Consider the following 18,065-nt stretch of genomic DNA (forward strand, 5'->3'; position numbering starts at 1 on the left):
TTGTTGCGGACGGTGACAGCCGGGTTAGCACGAACGTGGTGGTCCAGACCTCTGAGCGGTCGCTTCCGCGCTGGTCGGAGCTGGTCTAGTCCAGATGGCCCGGAAGTGCCGCTGGGCGGCGTACAGGCGCTCTGAGAGGCTCGCAGGCGGAGCAGTCGAGGGGTCCTCGGGCGCTTCGCTCGCGTCGCGGCTGTCCGTGAAGGCCTCCTTGCCTACCTTGAGGGCAAGGGAGGAGGCCTTCACGGATTCGCGAGGGGGAGCAAAGGACCTTTAGTGCCGCTAGCTTTCCTAGCGTCGCTAGCTGGCCGGAAATCGCAAAATAACCCAAATGCTATGTCTCGATTGCCGGGAATCCGGCGTGTCGCGACCGATGGCAAGGCCGTGAAGGCCTCCTTGAGGGACTCAGAGTCCCTCAAGGAGGCCTTCACGGCCTTGCCACTGGCTTCGGGAGACGCCTGGGAGTGGCGAGTCCTCTCGAAGCGCTTAAGTACGTGAAGGTCCCCTTCCTGTACTTAAGCGCAAGGAAGGGGCCTTCACGCGCAGCCGGTGTGGCTGATGGTGCTGCGGAGGCTTGAGGTCCCGCGACAGGCTCGAAGCGGTTCAGGAGGACTGGCGCTGCTCGAACAGGGTCACGCCCACCGGCGGCAGCCCCACGACGCTCGCCATCACCTGGCAGAACGCCTGTCCGTGCGGCCGCAGCGCCGCGTCCGTCGGCGTCCAGGACGCCCGGAGTTCCAGATCGTCGGTGCGCGCGGGCCCGGAGATGTCGCCGAAGCGGGCCGACGACGTCTCGGTGACCGTTCCGCCCAGCGCCGTCCAATCCGCGCCGGAGCTCTCCAGCGCGTCGGTCAGCCATGACCAGCCCACAGCGGGGAGGAAGGGATCGGTCGCCAGCTCCCGGTCGAGTTCCGCGCGGACGTACATGACCAGCCGCAGGACCCCGTCCCAGCCCTCCTGGCCCTCCGGATCGTGCAGCAGCACCAGCCGTCCCGACGCCAGCACGTCCGCCGGTCCTTCGACCTCGCAGCTCACCGCGTAGGACCACGGCGCCAGGCGCTGCGGCGGGCGCATCGTCTCCAGCTGGACTTCAGGGCGGGGCCGGACCGATTGCAACGCCGCGACGGCTTCACGGAAGAGATCGGGTACTGACGTCATCGCGGTCACCAACCGACTGTAAGACGCGATCGTCCGGTTCGGGGCGTAGACGCGCCGAGAGTAAGGCCTCGGAGCGCACATGGCACCATGAACCGTGATGTCTCCTTCAGCCGCTTCTCCCGCGCAGACCGTCCCTGCGGCCCGTCGCGCCCTGCCCGGTGCGCCGTTCCTGGCCGCCGCGCGCGGCCAACGCCCGGCCCACACCCCCGTGTGGTTCATGCGCCAGGCGGGCCGGTCGCTGCCCGAGTACCGGGCGCTGCGCGAGGGCACTTCGATGTTCGAGGCGTGCTTCGACCCCGAGATGCTCGCCGAGATCACGCTCCAGCCGATCCGCCGTCACGGCGTCGACGCGGCCATCCTCTTCAGTGACATCGTCGTCCCGCTCAAGGCGGCGGGCCTCGACATCGACATCGTCGCGGGCACCGGCCCGGTCGTCGCCGAGCCGATCCGCGACGCCGCGGGCGTGCGCGCGCTGCCGGTGCTGGAGCCGGAGCAGGTGGAGCGGGTCGCGGAAGGGGTCCGGCTGCTGGTCGGGTCGCTGGGCGAGACGCCGCTGATCGGGTTCGCGGGCGCGCCGTTCACCCTGGCCTCGTACCTCATCGAGGGCGGGCCGAGCCGCAACCACGAGCACACCAAGGCGCTCATGCACTCCGAGCCCCAGCTGTGGCACGAGCTGGCCGGGCGCCTCGCGGACATGGCGATCACCTTCCTGTCCGCGCAGCTCGACGCCGGGGCCGACGCGATCCAGCTTTTCGACTCGTGGGCGGGCGCACTGTCGGAGCGGGACTACCGCGAGTTCGTCCTGCCGCATTCGGCGAAGGTGCTGTCCGCGGTCGCGGGCTACGGCGTGCCCCGGATCCACTTCGGCGTCGGCACGGGCGAGCTGCTGGTGGCCATGCGCGACGCGGGCGCGGACGTCGTCGGCGTCGACTGGCGCATCCCGCTCGACGAAGCGGTCCGGCGGCTCGGCGGCGGTGTCGTCCAGGGCAACCTCGACCCGGCGCTCCTGCACGCGTCCTGGCCGGTGCTCGAAGCGGAGGTCCGGCGCATCCACGCCGAGGGCCGCGCGGCCGACGGTCACATCTTCAACCTCGGCCACGGCGTGCTGCCCGGCGTCGACCCGGACGTTCTGACGCGCGTGGTCGGGCTGGTGCACGAGCTCCCATGAGGACGATCGCCGTCATCGGTGGCGGCATCTCGGGACTGACCGCGGCGTACCGGCTGCGGACGCTGCTCGGTGAAGACGCCCGGATCGTCGTCTTCGAGGCGACAGGATCGCTCGGCGGGAAACTCCGCACGGTCGAACTCGCCGGTGAGCGTTACGACGTCGGCGCGGAGGCCTTCCTCGCCCGCCGCCCCGAGGCGCTCGCCCTGGTCCGCGAGGTCGGACTCGGCGAAAGCCTCGTCCACCCCACCAAGGCCCGCGCCAAGATCCACGCCGGCGGCTCCGTGCTCGGCCTGCCGGCGGGCACGGTCATGGGTGTTCCCGCTTCGGCCGACGCGGTCGCGGGGGTGCTGTCGGAGAAAGGCCGCGCCCTGGTCGAGGCCGAGGCGTCGCTGTCTCCGCTGGAACTGCCCGCCGAGGACGTGCCGCTCGGCCCGTTGCTGCGTGAGCGCTTCGGCGACGAACTCGTGGACCGGCTCGTCGACCCGCTTCTCGGCGGGGTCTACGCCGGGGGAGCGGACGGGCTCGGCCTGCGCGCGACCATGCCCGGTCTCGCGTCCGCGATCGATCGTGGAGCGGCTTCGCTGACCGAAGGCGCCGCGTCGCTCATGCCCGCCTCGCCGAGTACGGCGCCGGTCTTCGGCACCCTGCTGGGCGGACTCGGGACGCTGATCGCGCGGCTCGCGGAGCTGTCCCGCGCCGAGATCCGGACCGGGACCACGGTGACGGCGCTCGAGCGCACCGCCACCGGCTGGAAGGTCGACGACCTCGACGCCGACTCCGTTCTTCTCGCCGTCCCGGCGCCTTCGGCACGACGGCTGCTCGACGGTGTCGCAGGTGTGGCCTCGTCGGTGTTCGCCAAGGTCGAACTCGCGTCGATGGCGGTGGTCGCCCTCGCGCTTCCGCCGGGGACCGCGTTGCCGGAGTCGTCCGGAGTGCTGATCGGCGCGGGGGAGCGGGACGCGGCCGGGAAGCCGTTCGCCGCCAAGGCGTTCACTTTCTCCTCCCGCAAGTGGGCGCAGTACGGCGAAGGCCCGGTGCTGGTGCGTGGCTCGGTCGGCCGCTTCGGCGAACCGGGAGCGCTGCACGCCGAAGACGACGAACTCGTCCGCGTGGTCCGCGACGATCTGGCGCGGCTGACCGGAGTCACCGCCGAACCGATCGACACCCTGGTGACCCGCTGGGGCGGCGGGCTCCCGCAGTACGGCACCGGGCACCTCCTACGCGTCGAGCGGATCGAACGTGCCGTCGCCGCCGTCCCCGGTCTCGCCGTGGCGGGCGCGACGCTGCACGGTGTCGGGCTCCCGGCGTGTATCGCCACCGCCGACGCGGCCGCCCGCCGCATCGCCGGGATCACACCGACCCACGAGGGCTCTTGAGCACCGGCAGTGCCAAGATGGCGGTATGGCGCGGCTGAACTACAACGAGCTCAATGACACCATCCGCTACACCGCCTGGTCGGTCTTCCGGGCCGAGCAGGGCAAGCTCGGCGAGGACCGCGAGAAGGCGACCGCGGAGACCACCGAGTACCTCGACGCGCTGGAGGCCAAGGGCGTCGTCGTCCGCGGTGTCTACGACCTTTCGGGACTGCGCGCCGACGCCGACTACATGATCTGGTGGCACGCCGAGGAGATCGAGCAGGTCCAGGCGGCGTACAGCGGCTTCCGGCACACTCCGCTCGGCCGCGCGTCGGCGCCGGTGTGGAGCCAGGTCGCGCTGCACCGCCCGGCGGAGTTCAACAAGAGCCACATCCCGGCGTTCCTCGCCGGCGAAGAGGCCCGCAAGTTCATCTGCGTCTACCCGTTCGTGCGTTCCTACGAGTGGTACCTGCTGCCGGACGACGAGCGCCGCAAGATGCTCGCCGACCACGGCAAGGAGGCCCGCGACTACCCTGACGTCCGCGCCAACACCGTCGCGTCGTTCGCGCTGGGCGACTACGAGTGGATCCTGGCCTTCGAGGCCGACGAACTGCACCGCATCGTCGACCTGATGCGGCATCTGCGCGGCACCGAGGCCCGCCTCCACGTGCGCGAGGAGATCCCGTTCTACACCGGGACCAAGGTGGAACCGGCCGAGCTGATCGCGCTCCTGCCCTAGTGAAGGCCTCCGTGGACACCCGCGTCTGGACCACGCTCACCGGCGACACCCTCGCCGAAGACGCCGTCGAGATCACCGGCCCGGAGTCGGTGCTGCCCGGGACCTTCCGGGTCGAGGAGGCGGCGACGACGAGTATCGCCGCGGCGACGCTGGCCGCCGGGGAACTGTTGCGCCTGCGGGGAATCGAGCCGGGCAAGGTCTCGGTCGACACCCGGCACGCCGCGGCGTCGTTCCACAGCGAGCAGTACGTCCGCGTCGACGGGGAGCCGGTGCCGTTCAGCGCGCCGCTGTCCGGCGACTACCGCGCGAACGACGGCTGGGTGCGGCTGCACTGCAACTACCCGCGTCATGTCTCCGCTGTGTGCTGGGGCCTGGGCGTGCCCGCGACCCGGGCGGCGTTCGAGAAGGTCGTCGCGGCCAAGTCGAAGTACGAGGTCGAGTCGGCGGTGATCGGCGCCGGCGGGGCCGCCGCCGTGCTGCGTTCCCGCGAGGAGTGGCTGGCGCACAAGCAAGGGCGGGCGTCGTCGGCGTTGCCGGTCGCCGGAATTCGGTCGCTCGGGCCGTCGGAACCCGTGCGGCTGTTCGAATCCGACCGGCCGCTGGGCGGGGTGCGGATCCTGGACCTGACCCACGTCATCGCCGGGCCGGTCGCGGGCCGCGTGCTCGCCGCGCACGGCGCCACCGTCATGCACATCGGGTCGGCCCAGCTGCCGACCGTGCCGCCGCTGGCCGTCGACACCGGGATGGGCAAGCTCTCGGCGTACGTCGACCTGGAGACCGAGGCCGGGCGCTCGCGGCTGCGCAAGCTGATCGCCCGCGCCGACGTCGTTCTGCAGGGTTTCCGGCCGGGATCCTTGGTGGCCAAGGGCTTCTCACCGGAAGCGATCGCCGAACTCCGGCCGGGCATCGTGGTCGCGGACCTGTCCGCCTACGGCTGGGAAGGGCCGTGGGCACGCAGGCGCGGGTTCGACAGCCTGGTGCAGATGGCGTCGGGGATCGCCGACGAGGGCGGCAAGACGGCCGGGCTCGACGGGCCGGGACCACTTCCGGTGCAGGCACTCGACCACGCGACCGGCTGGCTCACCGCGGCGGCGATCATGACCGCCGTCCGCCGGGCGGCCACCGAAGGCGGCAGTCAGCATGTCCGGACTTCGCTCGCCGGGACCGGGGAGTGGCTGAACTCGTTGGGACGCAAGGAACCCGGGCCTGCCGGCTTCGACGGCGGCGAATGGCTGGAGGACGTCGACGGCCAGCTCGGCCGGGTCACCCGGGTCAAGATGCCCGGCACGCTGCCCGGCTCGAATCCACAGTGGACGGACGCGACGCACGTACCCGGAAGCGACCGCCCGGTCTGGTGACCCGCCCGCATTCAGAGGACTAAACGCTGGCGTGCACCGAACCCCGCCCGCATTCAGAGGACTAAACGCGGCGTGGGCGGAGCCAGCTCGCCAGGCGTCCCGGAGGTTTGGGGACTTCGCCGCGCTCCACGAGCCACGCACCGAAAGCGTCCGCGTAGGTCCGCGCGCGGATCGCGTCGGTCTTCGGATGGCTCGACGCGTACTCGCGGAACAAAGCGGCGAACCGGTCGCCGAGGGCCTCGGCGAGATCCGGGCGGAGGTAGGCGGCCAGCCTGCTTTGCTTGTTCCGCAGGACGTTCGCCTCGATACGGAGCCTGTCCGCGTCGAAGCCCGCCGGGGCGTCTCCTCCCGCGAGGAGTGCCTTGAGCAGCTCGGCCTGCTGGACGGCGAGCCGCTCCCTGGGCGACGTCACGGCGAGACCGCTTCCCGCAACGCGGCCAGCTCGGCCGCCAGTTCCGTGTCGGACGGGTAGTCGTCGTCGCGTTCCAGCAGGACCCCCGGCGGCTCGGTACGGCGCCGAAGTTCGCGCAGCAGGTCCAGGACCTCCGGGACCACCGGATGGGCGTGCGTGTCGTGGTAGACGCCGTCGCGTTCGACACCGCCCGCCATATGCGTGTACGCCAGCCGTTCCCACGGGATCTCGTCGAGGAAGCGTTCGGGATCGGTGCCGAGGTTGCGGGCGTTGGCGTACAGGTTGGCGACGTCGATGATCAGCAGGCAGCCGGTCCGGCCGGTGAGCTCCCGCAGGAACTCCGATTCGGTGAACTCCGCGTCCGGCCAGTCCAGCACCGCCGCGATGTTCTCCAGCGCGAACGGGGCCTCCACGATGGACTGGGCCAGTTTGACGTTGTCCACCAAGACGTCGAGCGCCTCCCGGGTGCGGGGGAGCGGCATCAGATGGCCCGAGTCGAGCCCGCCCGCGCGCACGAAGCACACGTGGTCGCTGGCCATCGGCGCGCCGAGTTCGCGGGTGACCTCCGCGAGATGCTCGACGCGTGCGGTGTCCAGCGGCTCGGCCCCGCCCAGCGACAGCGACACCGCGTGCGGCAGGACCGGCATTCCCTTGTCGCGCAACGCGACCAGGGTTTCGGGAAGGTGCCCGGCGTGCAGATTCTCGGCGACGACCTCGACCCAGTCGACGCCAGGCAGCCGCGCGATCGACAGGTCCAGCTCGTGCCGCCAGCCGATGCCGATCCCGAGCCTGCCGGGCCCGTCAGCCACCACAGCCACCGCCTCCGCAGGAACTGCCGCCGCTGCTGCACGAGCTTCCGCCGCCGCTACCGCACGATGATCCGCCGCCGGACGAACCGCCGCCGAAACCACCGGAGACCGGAGGCGGGATCAGGGCCGCGCTCAGTTCCTCGTCCGGGTAGTAGGCGAGGCCGCCGAACGCGACCGCCGCGGCGGCGCCGCCCAGCAAGGCACCCCCGCCCGCGCCCGCGAATCCCGGCCCGTTGGGGATACCGCGTTTGCGCTCCCGCCCGTGGGCGGACCTGGCCCGGTGGAGGAGCCGGCCGCCCTCGCCGGTCGGCCGCGGGCCCGACCGCTTGTTCTTGACCGCCCGGGCGACCAGCGTCGCGAACACGGCCGCGATCAGCAGCGGGATGAGGAAACCGACGGGACGGTCACCGGAGATACCGGCGATCAGGCGTACGACACCGAGCCCGAGCACGGCGAGGTATAGGAAGAACACGACCCGGCGGATCAGGGGCGACCGGTCCGCCACGACGAGCCCCCGCTCCTCCAGTCCCTTGGCGAGCGCCTGCATCGGGCCCGACATCCGCAACCGGTCGCGGATGCCGCGGGTCGTGGCGTTGTACCCCGGTCGCGCGCCCTTGGCGACGGCCTTTTCGATCGGGTCGGCGGGCTCGGGACCGGTGAGCTGGAGTTGCTTCGTGCTGCTGACCCGCAACGTCCCGCGGTCGACCAGTGCCGCGATGGCCGTGTCGACCACCCGGTCCGGGCCGCCGGCGAGATAGGCGAGTTCGTAAACCGTCGGCTCCGATCCGCTCACGGTGGCGCGCGGTGCCTTGGCGCCCAGCTTGACCGCGACCGTCCACAGGAGACCGACGACCAGCGGGAACACCAGCAGGGCGCCATAGATCGCCAGGAAAGTAGGTCCGGGGATGCCCCAGGTGTCTTCCATCGCACGGGCCTTTCACGAGCAGGTGCATTTACCGTAGTAGGACGCTTTTCCGTCCGGTCGTGGTTCCGTGATTCGAACATCCGGAGGGGGTGTTCACCACGGCAGTTGGGCCGTCAGTAGCCGCCGGTCCCGCAGGTGCTCGAACCGGGCCCGTCACCCCAGCCGAAGGTGCGGGTGTCCTTGCCAGGTCGCCCGCCGTAGCGGCTCAGGATGGCGGCGAACTCCCGATCGGGATACGCGGCGAAGCCACCGAGGGCGACCGCGCCCGCCGCACCCGAAACGAGGCTTCGATCCGGCTCCGCCTCGGCCAGCACCGCGCGGCCCGCGGTCGTCGTCCTGCCCTCGTAGTCGGTTCGGCCGAGCCGGAGGGTGACGATCAGCAGGGCCAGTGCGACGACGAGAAGCACCGTCAGGACCACGGTGCCGCCGGTGGCGATCCACCGGACCGTCCCGATCCCCAGCAGAGCGGCATAGACGAAGGCGGTGATCCTCCACGTCAGCCGTCGTCGCTCTTCGGCGACGACCAGGCCGCGACCGGCCAGTTCGGCCCGGAGTGCCCGCATCGCCGGACCGCGGCTCATCGTTCTCCGCAGCCCGTGGTCCGGGAACGACGACAGCTCACCGGCGAGCTCCCGCCCCAGTGGATCGACCGGGACCAGCGGGGTGCGGTAGAGCCTGCCCGAACCGCCGAGCCGGGCCTGGTCCCGTTCGAGCATCGAGGCGACCACCGTTTCGGTGACCCGCGCGGTACCGCCCGCCAAGGCCGCCACGTGCCGCACGCTCGGCAGCCGGCCGCCGTCGTGAAAGCCGCGCCGGAGCCAAAGCGCGTGAAGGCAGGCGAGCGTGGCAGGCAACGCGATCGCCGGCGCGTAGAGCCAGTCGAAAGCCGGTCCGGAGATTCCCCAAGGTCCGTTCATGAAAACACCGCCCTCCCCGACGCTGTCGTGTTCATCGTGAACGCGTCGAAGAGGGCGGTGGTTCGCTTGGTTCGGTTACGACTCGGGAACGAGCTTCAGCGAGATCGAGTTGATGCAGTACCGCTGATCCGTCGGCGTGGCGTAACCCTCGCCTTCGAAGACGTGCCCGAGGTGGCTGTGGCACGACTTGCACAGCACCTCGATCCGGCGCATCCCCATGGTGGTGTCCTCGCGGAGGAGGACGGCGTCGGTGTCGGCCGGGTCGTAGAACGACGGCCAGCCGCAGTGGCTCTCGAATTTGGTGTCGCTGCGGAACAGTTCGGCGCCACAGGCGCGGCACTGGTAGACCCCGGTGGTCTTCTCATCGGTGTACTCACCGGTGAAGGGGCGCTCGGTGCCCGCCTGGCGAAGCACGGCGTACTCGTCGGGGCTGAGCTGTTCCCGCCATTCCTGCTCGGACTTGACCACGCGCGGCGTGGCTCCGACAACGGGTTTCATGCCTTTCACCGGTTCCACGTTACCCCGCGAGCCACGCGATGGCCCGGCCGATGATGTCCCATGCGGTGACCATCACGCCGAGCACGATGAGGATCACGACCAGTGCCGAAATCCACCAGCGCAGACCACCGAGGCGGTTGCTGGAGTCGGCGAAATCGGAGACACCGTCGAGGCAGGCTTCCACGGTGAAATTCGGGCCGCAGCGTTCGATGCGGTCCAGATGCTCGGCGAAGGCCCGGGCTTCGGGATCGTACGGGTCGAGGCCTACCAGATCCTCCTGGAAGCGAGGATTCTGGCCAGGTCCGAAAGGTCCGCTATCGGCCATACCGGCAACAGTAAGCCACGAGCGGCGATTGGCCTACCACCAGCGAGGCGGGTCTCACCACCGCCACGCTGCGTCAATCGCCGAGTACTCGCGTGTCGGCGTCGATGTAGTACTGGCCGCCGACCTGGATCACGCGCAGGGCCGGCCGCGGGCCGCCGTTGATCGTGATGTTCATGTCGATCGACCCGTCGGGGTTTCCGCCACCGCTGTCGGCTCGTGCCTTCTCCGAGCCGGTGACCTTGTGCGCGGTCCAGTAATCGGCGAAAGCCTGTTCTGAGCCATAGACGGCCTTGGCGGCGTCCGTCAGCTTGTTCCAGCTCTGGGTGGTGCCGATCTTCCCGGTATCGAAGAAGTCCAGCAGGAACCCGCCCACACTCGAGTAGCTCGTGATCTTCTCGCTCGGGGTCTTCCCCAGACCCGCGGGCGCGGCACGCGACGAGGACGGGGCACTCGGCTTGGGCGCAGAGGCGCTGGTCTGCGGGTTCGCCCCGGCGTTGTTGCCGCCCTGGGTGTTGCCCCCGTTGCCCGAATTCAGCACCAGGAACACGATCACGGCGATCACCACGACGGCGGCGCCGCCGCCCGCGAACAGGACGGCCTTGCGCTTGGCGTCGGCGGGCTTGGCCGGCGACGGCCGCATCGGGGCGGCCGCGGACGGCGGAGGGCTCATCGCGGCGACCGGCCGCGGCGGCGTGTTCGGCGGCGCGGACGGCGAGCGCATCGGGATGAAGGCGGCCGTCGGCGTGTGGGTCTTGGTGGGTTGCGGGGGAGTCGCCGCGGCGGACTGGGCGGGCTTGTCGGTCCGCTGCCACGGCGGTCGGTCTCCGCCGGGGATGCCGTGTCCCGGGGTGTCGGGCACGGCGGGCTGTCTACCGCCGCCCGCTCCGAAGAGCCGCGGCGACGCCGCCGTGCCCGCGGCGGATTCGTTCGCCGCCAGCGCGGCGAGACGTTCCCTGGCCTCGGCCATGGTCGGGCGCTCGGTGGGCTCGGTGCGCAGGAGGCTCATCAGCAGCGCCGTCGCGGGGCCCGCCTGCTGCGGCGGGTTGATCTGGCCGTTCGCGGCCGCGTACAGCAGCGCCAGCTGGTTCGAGCTGTTCCCGTACGGGGTCTGCCCCTCGATCGCCTGGTAGAGCGTCGCGCCGAGCGCGAAGACGTCGGAGCTGGGCACCGGGTCGGAGCCGCGCGCCAGCTCGGGCGCGAGGTACGCCGGGGTGCCGCCGATCAGGCCGGTCTGGGTGAGCGTCATGTCACCGGCGGCGCGGGAGATGCCGAAGTCGGTGATCTTCGCGGTACCGGCCTCGTCGATCAGGATGTTGCCCGGTTTGACGTCGCGGTGCACGATCCCGGCGCGGTGCGCGGCGACCAGCGCCGACGCGACCTGCTCGCCGATCTTCGCGACGCGCCCGAGCGGCAGCGTGCCTTCCCCGGAGATGATCGCCGAGAGGCTCGGGCCGTTCAGGTACTCCATCACCAGGCAGGGATCGCCACCGTGCTCGGCGATGTCGAACACCACGATCGCGTTCGGATGCTGGAAACGGGCCGCGTTCTTCGCCTCGCGCATGGCGCGCTGGCGCATGTTGTCGCGTTCGGCCTCGGAGACACCTGGCTGCGGGAGGATCTGCTTGACCGCCACCGAGCGCTCGAGGCGGACATCGATGGCACGCCAGACCACCCCCATGGCACCGCTACCAATTTGCTCGACCAGGCGGTAGTGCCCAGCGATCAGCTGACCGGTGTCGATGGCGACTGCTCCTGACACATTCTTTGACGAACACATCCCGGGTGATGGTGGCGTTACGCGACCTGACAGGTCCCGCGCACCCGATCGAGTGTAGCGGGCGGCGGTTTCGGCTCCCCGTCAGCTCGCCGGTGAGGAGGCGGGCAATTCTTCTTCCTCGCTCGAATCGGGCACCGGCAGGCCTTTGCGCCGGAAGACCTTGACCAGCCCGACGGCCCCCGCCGCGGCGAACACGGCGTAACAGATCAGCAGGGCGGGCGGGGTTTCCCCGGTCAGCGCGTCGCCGAGGACGACGACGGCGACCGTCCCCGGCAGGCTGCCGAGCGCGGTCCCGATCAGATACGGGGCGAAACGGACCGATGACACTCCGCACAGGTAACTGAACGGAGCGAACGGCACCATCGGGATCAGCCTTAAGGAGGTGATCGCCAGGACGCCGCCGTCCGAAAGCCGCTCGTTGACCGCGCGGACCTTCGCCCGGTGCAGGTGCCGGGTGACCAGATCGCGGCCGAGTGCCCTCGAAAGAGCGAACGAGAGCGCCGACGCGACCGTGGTCGCCAGAATGCCGACGACGATGCCCGTCGTGGCGCCGAGCAGCAGCCCGCCCGCCAGGTTGAACACGGTGCGGGGGATCGGCGCCACGGTCAGGACCGAATAGACCAGGAAGAACACCAGCGGGGTGGCCGGGCCGGTCTCGGCCGCCCAGGCCCGCAGCCCGGCCGGACTCGGGATCGGCAGCAGGACCGCGGCCGCCACGAAGACGGCGAGCACGGTGAGCGCGAGGATTAATTTGGTACGGCCGGACACTGCGTCCACCGTACGGTATTGGCCGTGGTCGACACCGAGGCGCTGCGGACGCAACCTGAACTCACCGGCGAGAACGTCGTGCTCACCCAGCTCGACCAAACCTACTTCGAGACCGCGTGGAAGGCCCTGCAGGAGCCCGAAACCACCCGGCTGACCGGGACGCACACCCGGTTCACCCCCGAGCAGATCCGGACCTGGCTCGCCGGGCGGAGAGGCCTCGACGACCGCGCGGATTACGCGATCCTGCGCGAGGTCGATCGCGCGCACGTCGGCGATCTGGCGCTCACCGACATCGACAAGGACAATCGCTCCGCGTCGTTCCGCATCGCGCTGAACGGGCCGGAGTTCTACGGCAACGGCTACGGGACCGAGGCGACCAAGCTGGTCCTTGGCTACGCGTTCGACATCGTCGGCCTGCACCGCGTCTCGCTGGAGGTCTTCGACTACAACCCGCGGGCCCGGCGCGCCTACGAGAAGGCCGGGTTCGTCCGCGAGGGGCTTCAGCGGGAAGCGCTGTGGTGGGACGGCGAGTGGCATGACGTCGTCACGATGGCAATCCTGAAGACCGATCCCCGGCCCTGATCGGCGATACGGTGTCCGCATGCCCAAGAACGGTGAGTCGATCGAGGTCGAAGTAGGCGAGCGGAAGGTCCGCGTGTCCAGCCCGGACAAGGTGTACTTCCCGGCCCGGGGGATCACGAAGCGCCAGGTCGTGGAGCATTACGTCGCGGTCGGAGTGCCGTTGCTGCGCGCGATCGGGGAGCGGCCGACGACGCTGAAGCGCTACGTCGACGGCGTCGAGGGCGAGTGGTTCTACGCCAAGCGCGTGCCGAAGGGCGCCCCGGAGTGGGTGGAGACCGCGAAGATCACCTTCCCGTCCGGTCGGACGGCCGAGGAGGTCTGCCCGACCGAACCCGCCGTGTTCGCCTGGGCGGCGAACCTGGGCACCTTCGACTTCCACCCGTGGCCGGTGCGGCGGCCCGACGTCGACCATCCCGACGAACTCCGCATCGACGTGGACCCGCCCGACGAGGCGGGTTTCGCCGACGCGGTCGAGGTCGCGGGCGTGGTGCGCGAGGTCCTCGACGCGGCGGGGCTGGTCGGCTACCCGAAGACCTCGGGCGGTCGTGGCGTGCACGTCCTGGTGCGGATCCGGCCGGAATGGGACTTCATCGACGTCCGGCACGCGGTGATCGCGCTGGGCCGCGAGGTCGAGCGCCGGATCCCGGACAAGGCGACCATCTCGTGGTGGAAGGAAGAGCGCGGCGGCCGGGTCTTCATCGACTACAACCAGGCCGCGCGCGATCGCACGGTGGCGTCGGCCTGGTCGGTCCGCGGCACCCAGCGGGCGACGGTGTCGACGCCGCTGACCTGGGATCTGCTGACCGAGGTCGACCCGGACGACTTCGACGTCCTCACCGCAGGCGCTTTCTACACCGAGCGCGGCGACCTGCACGCGCCGATGGACGAGCAGGCGTTCGGCATCGAGACGCTGCTGGAATGGTACGCCCGGGACGAACGCGACCACGGCCTCGGCGAGATGCCGTATCCGCCGGACTATCCGAAGATGCCCGGCGAGCCGAAGCGCGTCCAGCCGAGCAAGGCGCGCGACGACACTTAGTGAGGGGTCAGTCAACGTGGCGGGTTCGTGGTGCCTGCGGAACGTTCGGCCCCAGGGCACACACTGTGTGGATTGTGGGGCGTTGGATGACCGGAAATCCACACGGTCCCCGCGTGACTGGCCCGGTCACGACGGCCAGACCGCCGGAGATGCGGGTGGGTGTGTGGAAATAGAGACGTTGAACGTCCCTATTTCCACACGCCCCTCACCCGCGGTGACACTCACACATCTACCAATCACGTCTAGTGACCACAGGGAGGCGGAGGCACAGTCGCTCGGCGACCGATCACGAGCACCACGACACGTTTGCCTTACCCCTCAATAAGCCCGCCCGACCCGGCCCAGCGAGCGGTCCGCGACGGCTCACCGGCGCACGACCCGTTCCAGCAGAGCCGCCGCTTCGATCAGCGTGCGGCGCTCTGCTTCGGTGCACCGCGCCTCCAAGATCTGGGCGAGCCAGCCCTCCCCGGCGCGGCGGCGTTCTTCGAGGAAGGCGTGGCCGTCGTCGGTGACGAAGACCAGCTGACGCCTTCCGTCCCCGGGATCCGGACGGCGATCGGCGAAACCCCGCTCCACCAAGACACCGACGGTGGTGGCGACCGATTGATGGCGGATGCCTTCGAGGGCGGCCAGGTCGCTGACCGACGCTTCACCATCCTTGTCGAGCCGGCTGAGCACGGACGTCTGGGACGGCGTGAGGTCGCCACCGCCGTAGTTCTCCCGCAGGCGGCGCCGCAGCCTGCCGAAGGCGAGGTGGAGGTCATGGGCCGCGCGGGCGCCGGACGTGGAGGCGTTCTCGGTCATGACCGCAGGCTAGATCCCGCAGTTTGAACTGCGCAACTAAGACTGTATACCTGCCGGTATGCGTTTCGTGACGAGCCGTGCGGTATCGGTGATCGATTCGCGCTCGTTCTTCGTTTTGCTCCCGGAGTGATTGCGCTTTCGTGTCGATCCAGAAACCAGTCACCGTCGCGCGGTGGATCGATATGAGACTGTGTGACGCACGGGACCCGGCCGTAACGACGGGCTTCCTGCCAGCGACATTTCCCTCCGAACACTAGGCTGGGGGAGACGAAGGAGTACCCGTGGACGACCTGATCGCCTTTCTCGCCGCGCGTGTGGGGCAACGCCAGGCGTTGATCATGCAGGCGGTCAAGAAAACCGAGATCAACGAATCGCTCACTCGCGGTGAGACCAAGGTCGTCATCGAAAAAAAGATCCGTTCGCTGAACGACATCGAACTCGACACGGTCAACCAGATGATCAACGAGATCGAGGCGACCCGGCGGCTCCTGCAGGCGCACCGCACCACGGTCTCGGAGAAGGTCCCCGGATTTCCCTTGTACGGCAACGAGTACTGGTGCGAGACGTGCCATGTGCCCGCCGACGAGGCCGGGACGAACTGGTGCCTGACCCTGCGGCTGCTGGCCCTGCCGCACGCCGACCACCCGGATTACAGCGAGCGCTGGCGCCCCTGAGCGGGGAATGCCCGCCGGGTCCGGACGCGTTGACCCGAGGGTGATCACGCTTTCGGTACTGGACCGGTCTCCGACCCGCCGCGGTGGCGACGCGCCCCGCGCCTTGCGGGACACGGTCGCCTTCGCGCGGGACATCGAAACGCTGGGCTATCACCGATTCTGGGTGTCCGAACATCACAGCGTGCCCGGCGTCGCCGGATCGGCGCCCACGGTGCTGGCGGCCGCCGTCGCCTCGGCGACCGAGCGGATCCGGGTCGGCACCGGCGGCGTGATGCTGCCGAACCACCGGCCGCTCGTGGTCGCGGAACAGTTCGGCGTGCTCGAATCGCTCTTCCCCGGCCGGATCGACATGGGGCTGGGCCGGTCGGTCGGGTTCACCGGCGGCGTCCGGCAGGCGCTGGGGCACGAGAAGGACGACGCGGACCGCTTCGGCGACCAGGTCCGGGAACTGCTGGGCTTCCTCGCGGGCGATCAGACGGCGTATCCGGGTGTGCACGCCATCCCCGCGGAAGGTCTGCGCGTGCCCGCGTTCCTGCTCGCCACCGGCGCCGGGGCGCGACTGGCCGCGGAACTGGGGCTGCCGCTGGTCATCGCGCCGGTCCGGGGCGAGGGACCGCTGCTCGAAGCCATCGAGGGATACCGCGCCGGGTTCCGCCCGTCCGCGCAGGCGTCGCGGCCGTACGTCGTGGTGTCGACGGCGATCGCGGTCGCCGAAACGGCCGAACGTGCCCGGCGGCTGCTGATCCCTGAAGCGTGGTCGACGGTCTACTCGCGGACGCACGGCGTCTTCCCGCCGCTGTCGCCGGTGGACGAGATCCTCGCCGGGCCGCTGTCGGACCGAGACCGGGAACGGCTGGACCGGGCGCTCGACGGGCAGATCGCCGGCACCCCGGACGAGGTGGGCGACCGGCTCGCCGATCTCGTCGCCAAGACCGGCGCCGACGAGATCCTGGTGACCACCAGTACTTTCGACCAGGCCGAGCGCCTGGATTCCTATCGCGCGCTGGCCGAGGTCGCCGGGCTTCGCAGCCTGTCCCCGGCCTGATCTAACGCGGGCGAAGGGAAACCCTAGAGGCGCAAAAGAAGCTGGGTGAGGATGCGTTGCGCGGGGTCGTCCAGATCGAGCCCGCACACCTCGCCGGCGCGGCGCACCCGATAGCGGACCGTGTTCGGGTGGATGTTCAGCTCGCGCGCCGCCTTCCGGACGTCGCCGAAAGCGTCGAGGTAGGCGAGCACGGCGGGCACCAGGATGCCGCCGTGCTCGGCGTCGTGGGCGATCAGCTCGGTCAGCCGCGGATCGCGGATCCTCGGCTGCTCGCCGAGGAACGCCAGTACCTCCGAGAGCAGGACTTCGGCGCGGACGTCGGCCAGTGAGGCGACGTCCGCGGTCCCGTGCCCGCGCGCCATCGTCGCCAGCACGCGGTCCGCGTCGCCGCGGGAGGCCGCCGCGTCGGACAGGCTGGGGACCACACCGCCCAGCGCCGCGCGCACCCGGACGTCGAGATGCCGTTGGGCGGTGCCGGCGATTTCCTTGGCCAGCGTCAGGATCCGCGGTTCGGCGTGCTCGGGGAGGTCGGGCAGGAGCGCGTAGACCCGGCCGCCGATCACGCTCACCAGCGCGCTCCGCCGGTACGCGGCGGTGTGCACGGTGATCAGGTGCACCAGCTCCGCGCGCCGGAGCTGCCGGTCCGTCGCGGCCCGGTCGCGGGGGAGCGAGAACGCCAGCACCATGGCCGGTTTCCCGGGATCCGCGCCGATGTCGTCGGCGACGGACTCGGCGTCGAGACGGCCGTCGAGCAGTCCCGCGAGGAGATCCTCGCGCAGCCGGAGCTCCGGGCTGGGCAGCGTCCGGTGCCGGATCAGCTGCGGCGCGAGCGCTCGGCTGGCGCCGAGCAGGGCGACTTCCGCGCTTTCGGTGAGCGGATGCGCGCCCTCCTGGACCCAGATCGTGCCCAGCGGCTGCGATCCGGCGTGGATCCCGGCCGCGATCCGCCGCCGGATGCCGAGATCGGGCCGCTCGTCGATGCGGACGATGCCCTCGCCGGCGCGAAGACGCTGGTAGATGCCCCATTCGCGCAGCATCGCGAGGTACCGTTCCGGTCCTTCGCGGCCGAGGATCGAAAGCCTGCGCAGCTCGTCGACCTCGTCGCCCGCCCGCGAATAGGCCAGTACGCGGCTCGCGGTGTCCTCGATGCTGACCAGCCCGCCGGTCAGCGTCGCGATGGTCTGCGCGAGCGAGAACAGGTCGCCCAGCACCTCGCCGCTGTCCGCCTCGCCACCCGCGCGGGCGGCGTCGACGACGCCCCTGGCCAGCGCCTCGACCTGCTCCCAGCGCGCCTCGTGGCCGACTTCGATCAGCGCGACCCCCGCGTCGGTCGCGACGTTCACGACGGCCATGCCGTTCTTGACCGCGACGGCGGCCGCGCCGGACCGTCCCGCCGCCCGGATCGCACCGGCGGCCGAGCGGCCGCGGGCGCCGATCACCAGGACGAGGTCGCCCGGATGGGCGTCGGGCGGATCCTCCGGATCGTGGATGACGACGTCCTCCACGCCGACGCCGAGTCCGCCAGGGGCCGCGAGCACCCTGACCAGCGGTTCCCCGAGGGTCGCGAGGACGTGCCGCAGCGAAGCGCCGGGGATCGTCTGAGTAGTCGTCTTGATCACCGATTAAGCCGATCGGACAAGATGGTCACCCTGATTCTAGCCAGTCGGACAAGCCGTTGCGGAGCCGTCAGGTCTACCGTTCGGGGTGAGACCTCT

Annotated in this window: 19 protein-coding genes; 8 read left to right on the forward strand and 11 right to left on the reverse strand. The window is 70.5% G+C overall.

The window, feature by feature from the left end; translation table 11 throughout:
• Positions 1–600 precede the first annotated feature (600 nt).
• A complete protein-coding gene (locus ACLJQ7_RS17895; protein ID WP_034318088.1) occupies positions 601–1,164 on the reverse strand; it encodes a DUF3000 domain-containing protein in 564 nt (187 codons plus the stop codon).
• A gap of 88 nt (positions 1,165–1,252) precedes the next feature.
• On the opposite strand from ACLJQ7_RS17895, the gene hemE reads away from it, so the two are divergent.
• The 4 genes from hemE to ACLJQ7_RS17915 are packed head-to-tail and all read left to right on the forward strand — an operon-like array spanning position 1,253 to position 5,775.
• Positions 1,253–2,323 carry a uroporphyrinogen decarboxylase gene (gene hemE / locus ACLJQ7_RS17900; protein ID WP_410649333.1) on the forward strand — a complete coding sequence of 357 codons (1,071 nt, stop codon included), beginning with the start codon at positions 1,253–1,255 and terminating at the stop codon, positions 2,321–2,323.
• On the forward strand, positions 2,320–3,699 hold the full coding sequence (gene hemG, locus ACLJQ7_RS17905; protein ID WP_410649334.1) for a protoporphyrinogen oxidase: 1,380 nt from the start codon (positions 2,320–2,322) through the stop codon (positions 3,697–3,699). The genes hemE and hemG overlap by 4 nt, the downstream gene beginning before the upstream one ends.
• 25 nt (positions 3,700–3,724) lie before the next feature.
• Entirely contained in the window at positions 3,725–4,417 is a 693-nt protein-coding gene (gene hemQ / locus ACLJQ7_RS17910) for a hydrogen peroxide-dependent heme synthase (protein ID WP_192745353.1), read from the forward strand.
• Positions 4,418–4,428: 11 nt separating this feature from the next.
• On the forward strand, positions 4,429–5,775 hold the full coding sequence (locus ACLJQ7_RS17915; RefSeq protein ID WP_410649335.1) for a CoA transferase: 1,347 nt from the start codon (positions 4,429–4,431) through the stop codon (positions 5,773–5,775).
• A gap of 61 nt (positions 5,776–5,836) precedes the next feature.
• Here the strand turns inward: ACLJQ7_RS17915 and ACLJQ7_RS17920 are convergent, their stop codons facing one another.
• The 8 genes from ACLJQ7_RS17920 to ACLJQ7_RS17955 form a co-directional block, all read right to left on the reverse strand.
• Positions 5,837–6,187, reverse strand: coding sequence for a hypothetical protein (locus ACLJQ7_RS17920; protein ID WP_410649336.1), 351 nt, complete (start codon positions 6,185–6,187; stop codon positions 5,837–5,839).
• The gene (locus tag ACLJQ7_RS17925; protein WP_410649802.1) at positions 6,184–6,999 is read right to left on the reverse strand and encodes a DUF692 domain-containing protein; all 816 of its coding nucleotides are present in this window, start codon (positions 6,997–6,999) and stop codon (positions 6,184–6,186) included. The genes ACLJQ7_RS17920 and ACLJQ7_RS17925 overlap by 4 nt, the downstream gene beginning before the upstream one ends.
• Positions 6,989–7,921, reverse strand: coding sequence for a TIGR04222 domain-containing membrane protein (locus ACLJQ7_RS17930; RefSeq protein WP_410649337.1), 933 nt, complete (start codon positions 7,919–7,921; stop codon positions 6,989–6,991). Before ACLJQ7_RS17930 ends, ACLJQ7_RS17925 begins: the two co-directional genes overlap by 11 nt.
• A gap of 113 nt (positions 7,922–8,034) precedes the next feature.
• Positions 8,035–8,838, reverse strand: coding sequence for a TIGR04222 domain-containing membrane protein (locus tag ACLJQ7_RS17935; protein WP_410649338.1), 804 nt, complete (start codon positions 8,836–8,838; stop codon positions 8,035–8,037).
• A 75-nt stretch (positions 8,839–8,913) separates the two neighbouring features.
• Complete coding sequence (gene msrB / locus ACLJQ7_RS17940) at positions 8,914–9,336, reverse strand: peptide-methionine (R)-S-oxide reductase MsrB (RefSeq protein ID WP_034318341.1); 423 nt, start codon at positions 9,334–9,336, stop codon at positions 8,914–8,916.
• A 19-nt stretch (positions 9,337–9,355) separates the two neighbouring features.
• Complete coding sequence (locus ACLJQ7_RS17945) at positions 9,356–9,661, reverse strand: hypothetical protein (RefSeq protein ID WP_410649339.1); 306 nt, start codon at positions 9,659–9,661, stop codon at positions 9,356–9,358.
• Between the two features lie 73 nt (positions 9,662–9,734).
• Positions 9,735–11,339, reverse strand: coding sequence for a protein kinase domain-containing protein (locus ACLJQ7_RS17950; protein WP_410649803.1), 1,605 nt, complete (start codon positions 11,337–11,339; stop codon positions 9,735–9,737).
• A 180-nt stretch (positions 11,340–11,519) separates the two neighbouring features.
• The gene (locus tag ACLJQ7_RS17955) at positions 11,520–12,206 is read right to left on the reverse strand and encodes a TVP38/TMEM64 family protein (RefSeq protein WP_410649340.1); all 687 of its coding nucleotides are present in this window, start codon (positions 12,204–12,206) and stop codon (positions 11,520–11,522) included.
• 24 nt (positions 12,207–12,230) lie between these two features.
• Between ACLJQ7_RS17955 and ACLJQ7_RS17960 the strand changes: the two genes are divergently transcribed.
• Both ACLJQ7_RS17960 and ACLJQ7_RS17965 read left to right on the forward strand, forming a co-directional pair.
• Positions 12,231–12,788, forward strand: coding sequence for a GNAT family N-acetyltransferase (locus ACLJQ7_RS17960; RefSeq protein WP_410649341.1), 558 nt, complete (start codon positions 12,231–12,233; stop codon positions 12,786–12,788).
• A 19-nt stretch (positions 12,789–12,807) separates the two neighbouring features.
• The gene (locus tag ACLJQ7_RS17965; protein WP_410649342.1) at positions 12,808–13,827 is read left to right on the forward strand and encodes a DNA polymerase domain-containing protein; all 1,020 of its coding nucleotides are present in this window, start codon (positions 12,808–12,810) and stop codon (positions 13,825–13,827) included.
• Positions 13,828–14,190: 363 nt separating this feature from the next.
• On the opposite strand, the gene ACLJQ7_RS17970 is transcribed toward ACLJQ7_RS17965, so the two are convergent.
• On the reverse strand, positions 14,191–14,631 hold the full coding sequence (locus tag ACLJQ7_RS17970; protein WP_410649343.1) for a MarR family winged helix-turn-helix transcriptional regulator: 441 nt from the start codon (positions 14,629–14,631) through the stop codon (positions 14,191–14,193).
• A gap of 281 nt (positions 14,632–14,912) precedes the next feature.
• Here ACLJQ7_RS17970 and ACLJQ7_RS17975 point away from each other — a divergent pair, with 281 nt between their 5' ends.
• A complete protein-coding gene (locus tag ACLJQ7_RS17975; protein WP_125675173.1) occupies positions 14,913–15,305 on the forward strand; it encodes a DUF6221 family protein in 393 nt (130 codons plus the stop codon).
• A gap of 40 nt (positions 15,306–15,345) precedes the next feature.
• A complete protein-coding gene (locus ACLJQ7_RS17980) occupies positions 15,346–16,350 on the forward strand; it encodes an LLM class flavin-dependent oxidoreductase (protein ID WP_410649344.1) in 1,005 nt (334 codons plus the stop codon).
• Between the two features lie 23 nt (positions 16,351–16,373).
• Here ACLJQ7_RS17980 and ACLJQ7_RS17985 read toward each other — a convergent pair whose 3' ends face one another.
• Complete coding sequence (locus ACLJQ7_RS17985; RefSeq protein WP_410649804.1) at positions 16,374–17,966, reverse strand: PucR family transcriptional regulator; 1,593 nt, start codon at positions 17,964–17,966, stop codon at positions 16,374–16,376.
• Between the last annotated feature and the right edge of the window lie 99 nt (positions 17,967–18,065).

It is taken from the genome of Amycolatopsis sp. cmx-4-54 (genome assembly GCF_046548895.1).
GTDB lineage: Bacteria > Actinomycetota > Actinomycetes > Mycobacteriales > Pseudonocardiaceae > Amycolatopsis.

Bases quoted from the DNA above. Each gene is read 5' to 3' on its own strand.
- hemE (WP_410649333.1), top strand. From the start codon at position 1,253: ATGTCTCCTTCAGCCGCTTCTCCCGCGCAGACCGTCCCTGCGGCCCGT.
- hemG (WP_410649334.1), top strand. From the start codon at position 2,320: ATGAGGACGATCGCCGTCATCGGTGGCGGCATCTCGGGACTGACCGCG.
- hemQ (WP_192745353.1), top strand. From the start codon at position 3,725: ATGGCGCGGCTGAACTACAACGAGCTCAATGACACCATCCGCTACACC.
- ACLJQ7_RS17930 (WP_410649337.1), bottom strand. From the start codon at position 7,921: ATGGAAGACACCTGGGGCATCCCCGGACCTACTTTCCTGGCGATCTAT.
- ACLJQ7_RS17935 (WP_410649338.1), bottom strand. From the start codon at position 8,838: ATGAACGGACCTTGGGGAATCTCCGGACCGGCTTTCGACTGGCTCTAC.
- msrB (WP_034318341.1), bottom strand. From the start codon at position 9,336: ATGAAACCCGTTGTCGGAGCCACGCCGCGCGTGGTCAAGTCCGAGCAG.
- ACLJQ7_RS17945 (WP_410649339.1), bottom strand. From the start codon at position 9,661: ATGGCCGATAGCGGACCTTTCGGACCTGGCCAGAATCCTCGCTTCCAG.
- ACLJQ7_RS17950 (WP_410649803.1), bottom strand. From the start codon at position 11,339: ATGGGGGTGGTCTGGCGTGCCATCGATGTCCGCCTCGAGCGCTCGGTG.
- ACLJQ7_RS17965 (WP_410649342.1), top strand. From the start codon at position 12,808: ATGCCCAAGAACGGTGAGTCGATCGAGGTCGAAGTAGGCGAGCGGAAG.
- ACLJQ7_RS17970 (WP_410649343.1), bottom strand. From the start codon at position 14,631: ATGACCGAGAACGCCTCCACGTCCGGCGCCCGCGCGGCCCATGACCTC.